This is a genomic window from Protofrankia sp. CiP1_Cm_nod3, from assembly GCF_982290655.1.
Map to the genome: position 1 here is coordinate 1 of NZ_CEVIVD010000146.1, position 11,432 is coordinate 11,432.

Below are 11,432 nucleotides of genomic sequence, written 5' to 3' on the forward strand. Positions count from 1 at the left end.
GGTGGGCGGTGGGCGGGTGCGGGGTGGATGCCACGGCTTCCCGACCGGGCCGGCCGGCCGGCGCCGCACAGGCCCGCCGATGGTTGCCGGGAACATCGCCAGGGACCAGGCCAGGGACCAGGCCGGCGACACGGCCGTTCATGGGGTGGCCGCTGGTGCTGGCACGGCCGGGGATCGCGTCGGGGACGGGGAGCGCGGTGGGTTTCGCCGGTCCGTCGTTGGAATGGCGCATGTTCTTAAGTAAGCCTAAGTTCATGCTGGACGTCAACTCGCCAGTCACAACAGTGGGATGTGTCGCTCCGGCGCAGTTGCGCCACGGCCACGGCCACGGCCACGGGCTCGGGCTCGGGCTCGCGGAGCGCGCGCGGCGCACTGGGGCCGGTCACCCGGCCGGGACGGTCGGGACGGCACCGTGACCATCCCGCCCGGGGACGGCCGTTCGTCCGCCGCGCCTGCTGACGCCGGACACGCCACCCCGGCCGATGGCGCGTTGGGCCGCGCTGTGCCGGCTGGTGGCGCGTTGGGCCGCGCTGTGCCGGCCGGCGCCGACCAGGCGGATGCCTGGTTGGCCGATGCCGGGCTGGCAGGTGGGGCCGGTGGAGTCGACCGGCTGCGGTCGCTGGTGGCCATCGCGCTGGACGGGCTCGCGGCCGGGACGACGGCTCGCGGCGGCCCTCTGCCGCCCGGCGGGCCGGCGGATGTGACCGGCTGGGTCCACGACGCGCTGACGGGCCGAGCCGGCCCCGGTCATGCTTCGGGCGCACCCGGGGCCCGGGCGCGTCCCGTCCCGTCCCGCTGGACGCTTCCCGCCGAGGGGATCGGCGCGTCCGCCGCCCTGTCCGGGCTCGCCCGCATGCTCGCGCGGGGGGCGGTCGATCCGGCCGATCCGGCCTGCGCGGCCCACCTGCACTGCCCGCCGCTCGCCGTCGCCGTCGCCGCCGACCTGGTGGTCTCGGCGCTGAACCCGTCCCTGGACTCGTGGGACCAGGCGCCCGCGGCCACCGCGCTGGAGACCGAGGTCGTCGCCACGCTCGCCGGGCTGGTCGGGTTCGATCCCGCCGTGGCCACCGGCGCGATCACCACCGGCGGCACGGCGTCCAACCTCACCGCGCTGATGCTGGCCCGCGACACCCTCCGCGCCTCGGGCCCGGCTCCATCAGCCCCGGCTCCATCAGGCTCTGCTCCGCCGGGCACGGCCTCATCTCCGCCGGGCACGGCCCCATCGGGCCCTCTTCCGCCGGCCCCGGCTCCCTCGGGCCCGGTTCCGCCGGGCGCGTCCGTGGGGGGCACCGGCGCGCTGGGGCAGCCGGCCGTGCGGGTGTTCTGCTCGTCCGCGGCACACTTCTCGATCGGACGGGCCGCCGCGGTGCTCGGCCTGGAGCCGGACGCGGTGGTACCGGTCGTGACCGACGGTGCGCACCGGCTCGACCCGTCCGCCCTGGACACCGCGGTCTCGCGTGCCCGGCACGACGCCGGCCGCGTCGGCCGGCGGCTCGCCCCGGTGGTCGTCGCGACCGCCGGCACGACCGACGTGGGCGCGATCGACCCGCTGCGGGCGGTGGCCGAGGTGGCCCGCGCGCACGGCGCCTGGCTGCACGTGGACGCGGCCTACGGCGGCGGGGCGCTGCTGTCGGACCGGCTCGCCCCGCTGCTCGACGGGATCGCCGAGGCGGACTCGGTCGCCCTCGACCTGCACAAACTGGGCTGGCAGCCGATAGCGGCCGGGGTCCTGCTCACCCGGGACGCGAGCGGCTGGGCGGCGCTGGCGGACGAGGTCGCCTACCTCAACGCGGCCGACGACACGCTGGCCGGCTATCCGAGCCTGCTCGGGCGCTCGCTGCGCACCAGCCGGCGCGCCGACGCCTTCAAGATCGCCGTGACGCTCCAGGCGCTGGGACGCCACGGGCTCGGCCGGCTGGTGGACGCCTGCCATGACCTGGCCCGCCACGCCGCCGCGCGGATCAGCGCCCATCCGCGCCTGGAGCTGGCCGCGCCGGTGACCCTCAGCACGGTCGTCTTCCGCTATCTGCCAGCCGCCGCCGCCCGCCGTCCGCCAGCCGCCACCGACCGTCCGCCAGCCGCCGCCGCCGATGGCTATCTGCCAGTAGCTGCCACCGGTGGCGGCCCCGCCGCCGGCCCCGCCGCCGGTAGCGTCGACGTCGACGGGATCAACGCCCGGTTGCGGCGACGGCTGCTGGACTCCGGCCGGGCCGTCGTGGGACGCACAGAGCTCGGGCCGGACCGCTCGGTCCACCTCAAGCTGACCCTGCTGAACCCGGCTGCCACGGCGAGTGACGTCGATGCTCTGCTGAGTGCCGTGATCGAGGCCGGTGACGCCGAAGATCGGGGCTGATGTCACGGGCCGTCAGCGCTTCGGCGTATGGCTGTCGTCGTCGGCCGTCAGCGGCCGTGCGATGCTCCCGGAGCCGGGAGTGGTGGCCGCAACCCGGGGCCGGCATAAACCGGCATAGAGAGGATGGGCCGTGGGTTTCCATTCGGTCGTGCATGGTGAGCGGTACGTGTTCGCGGATCTGGCGGAACTGTTCGCCAAGGCGGGTGAGGAGAAGGCCGGCGACCGGATGGCGGGCCTCGCGGCGTACTCGCCGGCCGAACGGCTGGCGGCCAGGCAGGCGCTCGCCGACGTCCGGCTGTCGGAGATCGTCGCGACACCGCTGATCGACGACGCCGTCACCGACCTGATCGTCGGTGTCCACGACGCGGAGTGCTTCGGCGCACTGTCCTGCCTGACCGTCGGGGAGTTCCGCGATCTGGTGCTGCGGCCGGACTTTCCCGTGCGGTGGCATTCCGGCCTGGCCGGCGGGATAACGCCAGAGGTGGCCGCGGCGGTCACCAAAATCATGAGTGACCGGGAGCTGGTCATCGCCGCGAAACCGCTGCGGACGGTCACCCGCTGCCGGAACACCATGGGTGAGACAGGCGTGTTCGGAGTACACGTCCGCCTGAACCATCCGCTGGACGACCTTGAGGGCATCCTGCTGCCGGCGCTGGACGGCCTGATGTCCGGCCGCGGCGACGCCGTGCTCGAGGTGGACACGTCCATGGAGTCGGCCGCCCGGCTGGAGCGGGCCCTGCGTGGGCTCGGCTCGCTCGTCAGGCAGCTCGAGGTGCCGACCCAGACCTGCGTTCTCGGGCGGCTCGTCACCCAGCTCGCCGCGATGGAGGCGGGCGCGCCCCTCGACCTGCTGTTCAGCCGGCTCGGGGGGACGGAAAGCGCGAACCGGGCCTTCGGGGTGGAGCTGGACCTGCTGGAGGCCGGCCGGCGGGCCGTTCTCGAACATCATCGGGACCGGGCCGGTGACTTCGTCGGCGACCAGGTGATGTACTTCGCGGTCGGGCAGGGCAGCGCGTTCCCGGTGGAGGCGCATCACGGCCTGGACCAGCTCACGATTTCCGCGCGGGCGTACGGGGTCGCCCGTGCCTTCGATCCTTTTCTGGTGAACTCCGTGGTCGGGTTCGGTGGTGTGGACCATCTGTCCGATCCTCGACAGGTCATCCGGGCCGGGCTGGAGGATCATTTCGTCGGCAAGCTGCTGGGCCTGCCGATGGGCTGCGACGTCTTCTGCGCCGGCCGGGCCGACGACGGCCGGAACACCGGTGACGATCTGCTGATGCTGCTGGCCGCCGCCGGCTGCAACCACGCGGCGGGCGTGCCTCCCGGCCGTCCCGTGCCCAGGCAGGCGACCGGGTCCGGCCAGGCGGCCGGCCGGGGGACGACAGGCGTCGACGACGCGATCGGGGTACGGGACCTCTTCGGGCTGCGCCCGGCTCCGGAGTTCGCCGCCTGGCTGGCCGACCGTGGCCTGTCCAGCGGGCAGGGCCTGCCCGAGCCGGCCGGCTCGCCGCGCCGCGCCGGCCGGCTCGGCGCGCCGCCGGAGCGCTGGCTCGTCGATCCGGTCAAGCCGATGGCGGCGTTCCTCGAGGACGGCCTGGACTGGGCAAGACTGTCGTAAATCCGTCCTGCCGCCGTGCGTGCCGCCACATGTCACCGCATGCCGCCGTGCATGTCGTTGTGCATGCCGCCGTGCATGTCGTGGTGCATTCGTGGTGCGTGGTGCCCGTCTTCCCACGGGTGTTCCGGGGTGGCCTGCCCGGTGGACGTCCGGAACGGGCATGGCGAACGTCTGTGCGGAGCCCGATGGCGCCTGTTGTGGCACGGTTCATAGCTTGTAATCGGTGCGTGATTACGGAAACAAGACTGATTACTGTTGGTAGTTTCCGCACGTCGAGCAATAACCGAGAGTAGTTTCGCTGGTTTTTACAGCACGTTCGCCGCTGCTGGATGCCGTCCGGCACGCACGTGTCACACCGATGGCCGTCCAGGTCTCGATCGTCTCCTGATACGTTCGCTGCACACCGATCACGATTTGCGTCACCGGAGTGGATCCGGGGGGTTGTATTCCTAGTTCGTTTCGCCGTCGTCGTGCCGTGACCGGACCAACGGGCTGAAGTTCCGCGGGCCTGGCCCACCGTGTTCCGGGCCACGGTGGTCGGCATGCTTTTCACGTGGGCCGGGCCCGCGTAACCAGTTTTCTTCCGTACCGGCGCGCACGGCGGATTCTCCCGGCCGGCGGAAGGCCCGGACCCGGAAGAGCAATAACAACACACGTCATTTTCGGTTCTCCGTCGCTCCGGGTGTCCCGGGCTTTGCCGAGCCGCCTGGACCGCCCGGAGCCGCCGAGCCGCCCGGACCAGCCGGACCGGCCTTTCCGGAGACCCGGGTGGGACCCCGGGCGCGAAAAAGAGCACGATCGCACGTTCCTCGGCCGCCCGGGCTCCGGTCGGCCGCCGAGCGGGCGGAAAAGTACGACCGCGCACTCCGCGGCCGACCGGACGGCATACGCCGGGAAACGGCATATGCCGGGAAGCGGCCGCGCCAACATTTCATACGCCGTACCGGGAAACCGGTCGCGGCAACTCGTGTACGCGGTGGCCGGCCGCGGTGGCCGGCCACCGCGAACCAGGGGAGATCAGCGGATGAGTGTGCCTGACGAGCGTGTCTTCGATGCCCACCTGGCAGACCTGGCAGACCTGGTGCCACGGCCGCGAGCTTCCTCGGCGGTGCTTTCGGCCACGCCCACCACATCCTTTCCCGGTTACCGGCCGGACGAACGGGTGGTCGTCTCGGTCGTGGTGCCCACCAGGAACGAGGCGGCGAACGTCGAGCCGCTGCTGCGCCGCCTCGACGCCGCGCTGGCCGGGCTGCCCAGCGAGGTCATCTTCGTGGACGACTCGGACGACAACACGCCTGAGATCGCCATGGGGCTGCGTCGTTCCGTCCGGATGCGGGTCCGGGTCCATCACCGGCCCGCGCCCCACCGGGCGGGTGGCCTCGGGGGAGCCGTCACCGAGGGCATCCGGTTGTGCCATGCCGACTACGCCGTCGTTCTCGACGGCGACCTCCAGCATCCGCCCGAGGTCGTTCCCGAGCTGCTTGCCGCGGCTGTCAGCGGCGATGTCGACGTGGTCATCGGCAGCCGGTACGTCAACGGGGGAAGTGCCTCGGGGCTTGCCAACGGAGCGCGCCGGCTGGTGTCCTCCGGCGCGAACCTGCTGTCCCGGCTCGTCTTCCCGCTGCGGCTGCGTGGTGTCTCGGACGTGATGAGCGGTTTCTTCCTCGTCCGGGTCGCCGCGCTGGACCTCGACCGGCTCCGCCCGGACGGCTACAAGATCCTGCTCGAGCTGCTGGTGCGCACCGGCCGGCTGCGTGTCGTCGAGGTCGGCTACGTCTTCGGTGAACGGCACGCCGGCGAGTCGAACGCGTCGGTGTCGGAGGGTGTCCGGTTCGCCCGGCGGCTGTTCTCGCTGCGGGTGCCGAGGGCGGCGAGATTCGCTCTCGTAGGCGCCTCCGGAACCCTGCCGAACATTGCCGGGACCGCCCTTCTGCACCACGCCGGAATGCATTACATGGCGGCCGCCGTGCTCGCCACGCAGCTTGCCATCCTCTGGAATTTCATCGGCTGCGACCTGCTGGTCTGGGAAGGCGGGAACCGGTCCAGGGCCCGTCGGTACGTGCCTTTCGCGGTGCTGAACAACCTGGACCTCGTCATCCGGCTGCCACTGCTCGGGCTGTTCGTCGACCGGTGGCACACAAGCGTTCCGGCAGCCACGTTCGCGACACTGGCGGTCGCTGTCTCCGTTCGTTACGTGCTGGTCGACAGGATCATCTACAGCGAGCGCCAGCGGCCGGCCCGCAGGCATTCCCGAGATGGCCGCCACGCGGCCGCCGGCGCGACGGGAACTGGCGCGATGGGGGAGGCCGAGGCGTGACCGGGCCCGGAAAACGGCGGCGGACCGGCCGGCGTCGCGTGCTCGCCGCGCTGCTCGCCACGGCCGCCGTCCAACTGGTCGCCGTCGTCGTCATAGCCCCGGAACCGGCGAAGGCCGTCACCTGCGCGCCCGAGGAATGGGCCGGCGACTATTTCGCCAACCCGGCGCTGACGGGGCCGCCGGCCGACTCACGGTGCGACGGCACCATCAGGTTCGACTGGGGGGAGACCGGTCCGGGGACCGGTGGCATCGGCGGTACGGGATATTCCGTCCGGTGGACCAGAAACGCGCTGTTCGCGGCCGGGAACTATACGTTCACGGCCACGGCCGACGACGGAATCCGGGTCTATCTCGACGACGCCCCCGTCATCGACGAATGGCGGGACCAGGGGGCGAGCACCTTCACAGCGACCAGGCCCGTCGCCGCCGGAACGCACAAGGTGACCGTCGAGTACTACCAGGGTGTCGGCGGCGGGCTGGTGCGTGCCGGCTACAGCGGGGGCGGAGATCCCGGGCCGGTACCTCCGCCGCCACCGGGTGGCTGCACGGGTGGCTGCCAGGGCTCCTGGCAGGTCCTGCCCTACCAGTCGCCGGTGCGCTCGGTGCACGCCACCGTGCTGCGCACCGGGAACGTGCTGCTCGTCGCCGGCTCCGGCAACGACGGGGCCGCGGCGACGAACAACCAGTTCGTCTCGAAGGTGTGGAACCCGACGACCGGTGAGTTCGTCGACGTGCCCACCCAGGAGGACATTTTCTGCGCCGGGCACACCCAGCTCCCCGACGGACGGATTCTGCTCGCGGGCGGGACCCTGGAGTACCCGACGCCGACCAGTAACTACAAGGGCCTGGCCATCAGCTACATCTTCGACCCGATGACGAACACCTATACGAAGATCGACGACATGCCGGGCGGCGGGCACTGGTACCCGTCCCTGGTGAACCTCGGCGACGGTTCGGTGTTCGCGACCGGCGGGCTCAACGAGAACGGCTCCGGAAACGTCGCCGTCGAGATGTTCGACTCCCGGAAGGGCCAGTGGAAGCCCTTCAACGAGGTACCGCAGACATACTTCTACTGGGGCCTCTACCCGAACATGGTGCTGATGGCGGACGGCCGGCTCTTCTACGCCGGGACGCACACCTTCGGCAACGCGCTGCCGAACACCTCGGGATCGGAGATCTACGACATCGCCACCGGGACGATCACAGATGTCCCGGGCCTGCGGGACATCGACTTCCGGGACCAGGGCGCGACGGTGCTGCTGCCGCCGGCCCAGGCCCAGAAGGTGGCCGACTTCGGCGGCGGGAACACCTACAGCGACCTCGGCCCGACCAGTCACACGGACGTCATCGACCTGCGCCAGCAGGACCCGCAGTGGACGGCCGGGCCGGACCTGCCGGCGGCCAAGATGTATGTCAGCGCCGTCATCCTGCCCGACGGAAAGGTGTTCGAGACCGGCGGGGCGAAACACAACTATTCCGAGTACGCCGTGCACGAGGCGTCGATGTACGATCCGGTCACCAACACGCTCACGCCGATGCCGGCCGACCCGCTGGCACGGATGTACCACTCGGAGTCCTTCCTCCTGCCGGACGGCCGGGTGGCGTCGATCGGGAACAACCCGGCGACCGGGGCATTCGACCTGGGTATCTCGGTCTACTCCCCCTGGTACATGTCGAGGCCGCGGCCGGCCATCACCGCCGCCGCCGAGCAGTTCGACCTCGGGTCGACGCAGAACCTGGCCGTGAGCGGGAACATCGGCCGGGTCACGCTGATCCGCCCGGCGTCGGTGACCCACCAGTCGGACCCGAACCAGCGCAGCGTCGACCTGCCGATAACCGGCACCGGGCCGAACATCAGCGTGACGGTCCCGAGTAATCCGAACATCATTCCTGCCGGTTACTACATGATGTTCGCCCAGGATATGAACGGAGTACCATCCGTGGCGAAGTGGGTGCATGTCGGATGACCCGACGGAAAATCCTTCTCAGCGCGGCGACGGTGTTTCTCACGGTGGGCCTGCTCGTCGCCGGCCTGTGGGCGGCCGGTGTTCTCGGCCAGCCGGCCGGTGCCGGCGATGATGCCCGGCCGGTCGCGGCCAAGCACACGCTCGGGGCCGGTAACCGGGATCTCAGCGGCCGGATCCAGCCGCACGGAAACGGCCGGCCGTCACCCGCGACACTGTGGGTGGACGGCTGCGACCACAACTATGTGAACGCCGGCGACAACTCGAACGTCTGCGTCCCGAAGGTCGCCCCCGGTGGTGCTCCGGTCAACTGTGCGTTCCTGCGGAAGTCCGGCTTCGGGCCGTTGAAGGTGACGGGAACGGACACCAAGAACCTGGCCGGCACCGGCGGCACCGCCCCACGCGGCACCACGGTCTGCGCCGACTAGGCCTCGCGAGTCCTCCCCGATTTCCCCGATTCCCTGGATTCCCCGGATTCCCGGCGACCGGCCGGGCCGGCCCGCCGAAATCCCGGGCGCGGAAATCCCGTCGGCCCGCACCTGTTGTCCATGGCCGGAAACGGGCCACGGGCCACGGGTCCGCGGCCCGTGGCACAGCTCTGCTGTCCCGATCCGGTCAGCCGTTCAGAAAGGCCAGGAACATGCCCCCCTGCGATGCACCGGCCGGGCCGACGCCGTGAGGCGGGCCCCGCGCGGATCCGCCGCCGTGGCGCTGCTCTGTCTGGCCGTCTGTCTGGCCGGCAGCGCCGGCTGCGCCACGGGCGAGCCCACGCACCCCGCCGGCAGCCCGCCGGTACGGCCGCCGGCGGCTGTCGCCACGGCCACCGGCGGCTGGCACGGGACCGTCCCGAAGGTCTCCCGCTCCCGGCCGTCGTTCACCCTGCTGGACACCGCCGGGAACGGTTTCGACTTCGCGCGGCGGACCGCCGGCCGGGCCACCCTGCTCTTCTTCGGCTACACGAACTGCCCGGACGTCTGCCCGACGACCATGGCCGACATCGCCGCCGCCAAACGGCTGGCCGGCACCGGTGCCGGGCCGGCGCTCACGGTCGTCTTCGTGACCACGGATCCGGGGCGGGACACCGCCGAGGTGCTCCGCAGGTGGCTCGACCAGTTCGACGCCTCGTTCATCGGGCTCACCGGCTCGCCGGCGCAGATCGACGCCGCGCAGCAGGCCGTGGGCATACCGCTCGCGCGGACGCGGCAGGCGCCCGGCGGCCAGTACGACGTGGCGCACGCGGCCCAGGTCGCCGCGTACGGCGCCGACGACGTCCAACACGTTCTCTATTTCGCCAGTTCCACGGTTGCCGACTACGCGGCCGATCTGCCGAGGCTGGTGACCGCTCCGGGAGAACGCCCGTGAGGAGGCCCGGGAGAACAGCGGGCCGTCATGCCCGGTCCTCGTGCCCGGTCCCGGGCCGTTGCCGCCCGGCCGTTGCCGCCCGGTCGATGCCGGCCGTTCGTACCGACCACTCAGGTAGGGATCAGTGAACCTCAACCAGGCGCTTGCCGCGCCACCGTCGCTTCACGCTTTCCTGACGAGGATGCCAGGGCAGTTGCGTCTCATCGTGGCCGGTGGGACGAGCGCTGCCGCACGGGTCGCGCTGATGGCTTTCGCCGGCTGTTTCTTCGGGGCCTGGGGACGGTCCGGCTACGTGTTTTCGGTGGCCGCCGCGACCGGCCTGCTGTGGGGCCTGGACCGCGGCTTCACCTGGCGCGGGCGCGAAGGCAGCCGGCTCAGGCTCGTCATCGCGCGGGTCTCGGCCGAATCGGTCGGCTGGCTGCTGTTCACCGCGCTGACGGAGCTGGCGGCCAGTTCCCCGTCGACGGGGCAGGCCGGCCCACGTAATCTGCTGGCCGCCGCGCTCTGCGCCCTTCTGGTGGTTTCCACGCACCTGCTGGTGTGTTACTGGTTCGTCTTCGGCTCCACTCTGACAACGGCGTCCGTCCGTGTTCTGCACGGTGTCCTGCTGCTGCCCGCGTGGCCGCCGTTCGCGGAAACGGCGCAGGCGCTGTACCGCGGTCGCGGAGACATAGCGGTCGGTATCTGGACGGCGGTGTCGCTGTCGATGCTGCTGATCGCCGGCCTGACGCTGGTGCGGGCACAGTACGGCTGGCAGCTGCCCGACCGGGTCGACCACGTCGACCTGGAGGATCAGGAGTCCCCCCGGTACACCTTCTCGCTGATCGTGCCCGCCCGGCAGGAACCCGTTCTCGGGCGCACGCTGACCCAGCTGCTCGCCGGCGACTATCCGTCGCGTCTGTTCGAGCTTGTCGTCGTCGTGTCGGACGACGACCTCGACCGGGAGACCCGCGAGGTGGCCCAGGAATTCGCCGGCCGGTACCCCAACGTACGAATTGTCACGCCCAGCGGCGCGCAGCGGAGCAAACCGCTCTCCCTCGAGGACGCGCGAAAGCACTGCCACGGCGAGCTGATAGGAATCGTCGACGCGGAGTCCCTGATCGCCCGTGGCCTGCTCGGTTACGTCAACACACTGGCCGTGCACCATCCGGGAACCGGGATCTTTCAGGGCGGCGTCCAGCTGATGAACGTCCGCGGCCCCCGCTGGCGGCGGCCGGAATCCGCCGGGACGCTGCGCGCGCTGGTCGACTGGGCTGACAGCGGGACGTCATGGTGGCGGGCCCGTAACTGCCTGGAATACTACATCTGGTTCATGTCGCGGCTGCGCTACCAGGCGAAGGCGCGTTTCATCCCGCTCGGCGGCAACACCGTCTTCGTCCGGCGCGAGGTTCTCGACCGGCTCGGCGGCTGGGACGTCTCCTGCCTGACGGAGGACTGCGACCTCGGTGTGCGTGCCTCGGTGGCCGGCGTCACCACCGCGGTTTTCTACCATCCCGAGCTGACCACCCAGGAGGAGACGCCGGAAAGCCTGCGGAAACTCGTGGTGCAGCGCACCCGCTGGATGATGGGTTTCATCCAGGTCTTCCGGAAGGGCGACTGGCGCCGGCTGCCGGGCTGGCGGCAGCGGGTGCTCGCCGCCGAGATGCTGTTGATGCCGTTCTTCCAGGCCCTGGCCGGCCTGATCCTGCCGACCTCCATGCTGCTCACGTTCTTCCTGAGCGCCCCGGTGGGTATTGTGATCATATTCTGGCTGCCGCTGCTCGCGATGCTGATGCTGACGCTCACCGAGGAGGCCGCCTTCCGGGAGTTCGCCGACGC

At 71.2% G+C, this 11,432-nt stretch carries 8 protein-coding genes; 7 read left to right on the forward strand and 1 reads right to left on the reverse strand.

The window, feature by feature from the left end; genetic code table 11:
• Positions 1-256 (reverse strand): hypothetical protein (locus AC5LUJ_RS20280; RefSeq protein ID WP_493465527.1); only part of this gene is annotated, 256 nt, incomplete at its 3' end.
• A 33-nt stretch (positions 257-289) separates the two neighbouring features.
• Here AC5LUJ_RS20280 and AC5LUJ_RS20285 point away from each other — a divergent pair.
• From AC5LUJ_RS20285 to AC5LUJ_RS20315, 7 genes are all read left to right on the forward strand, one after another.
• Positions 290-2,353: a pyridoxal phosphate-dependent decarboxylase family protein gene (locus AC5LUJ_RS20285; protein ID WP_493465528.1), complete on the forward strand. Its 2,064-nt coding sequence runs from the start codon at positions 290-292 to the stop codon at positions 2,351-2,353.
• Positions 2,354-2,483: 130 nt separating this feature from the next.
• Positions 2,484-3,971: an ethanolamine ammonia-lyase subunit EutB gene (gene eutB, locus AC5LUJ_RS20290; RefSeq protein ID WP_250284104.1), complete on the forward strand. Its 1,488-nt coding sequence runs from the start codon at positions 2,484-2,486 to the stop codon at positions 3,969-3,971.
• Positions 3,972-4,995: 1,024 nt separating this feature from the next.
• A complete protein-coding gene (locus tag AC5LUJ_RS20295; protein WP_250284102.1) occupies positions 4,996-6,288 on the forward strand; it encodes a glycosyltransferase in 1,293 nt (430 codons plus the stop codon).
• The gene (locus AC5LUJ_RS20300; protein WP_250284100.1) at positions 6,285-8,255 is read left to right on the forward strand and encodes a galactose oxidase-like domain-containing protein; all 1,971 of its coding nucleotides are present in this window, start codon (positions 6,285-6,287) and stop codon (positions 8,253-8,255) included. Before AC5LUJ_RS20295 ends, AC5LUJ_RS20300 begins: the two co-directional genes overlap by 4 nt.
• Positions 8,252-8,680, forward strand: coding sequence for a hypothetical protein (locus AC5LUJ_RS20305; protein ID WP_250284099.1), 429 nt, complete (start codon positions 8,252-8,254; stop codon positions 8,678-8,680). Before AC5LUJ_RS20300 ends, AC5LUJ_RS20305 begins: the two co-directional genes overlap by 4 nt.
• A 277-nt stretch (positions 8,681-8,957) precedes the next feature.
• On the forward strand, positions 8,958-9,614 hold the full coding sequence (locus tag AC5LUJ_RS20310; RefSeq protein ID WP_250284097.1) for an SCO family protein: 657 nt from the start codon (positions 8,958-8,960) through the stop codon (positions 9,612-9,614).
• A gap of 193 nt (positions 9,615-9,807) precedes the next feature.
• The coding region (locus AC5LUJ_RS20315) for a glycosyltransferase (RefSeq protein WP_493465529.1) at positions 9,808-11,432 on the forward strand (1,625 nt) is incomplete at its 3' end.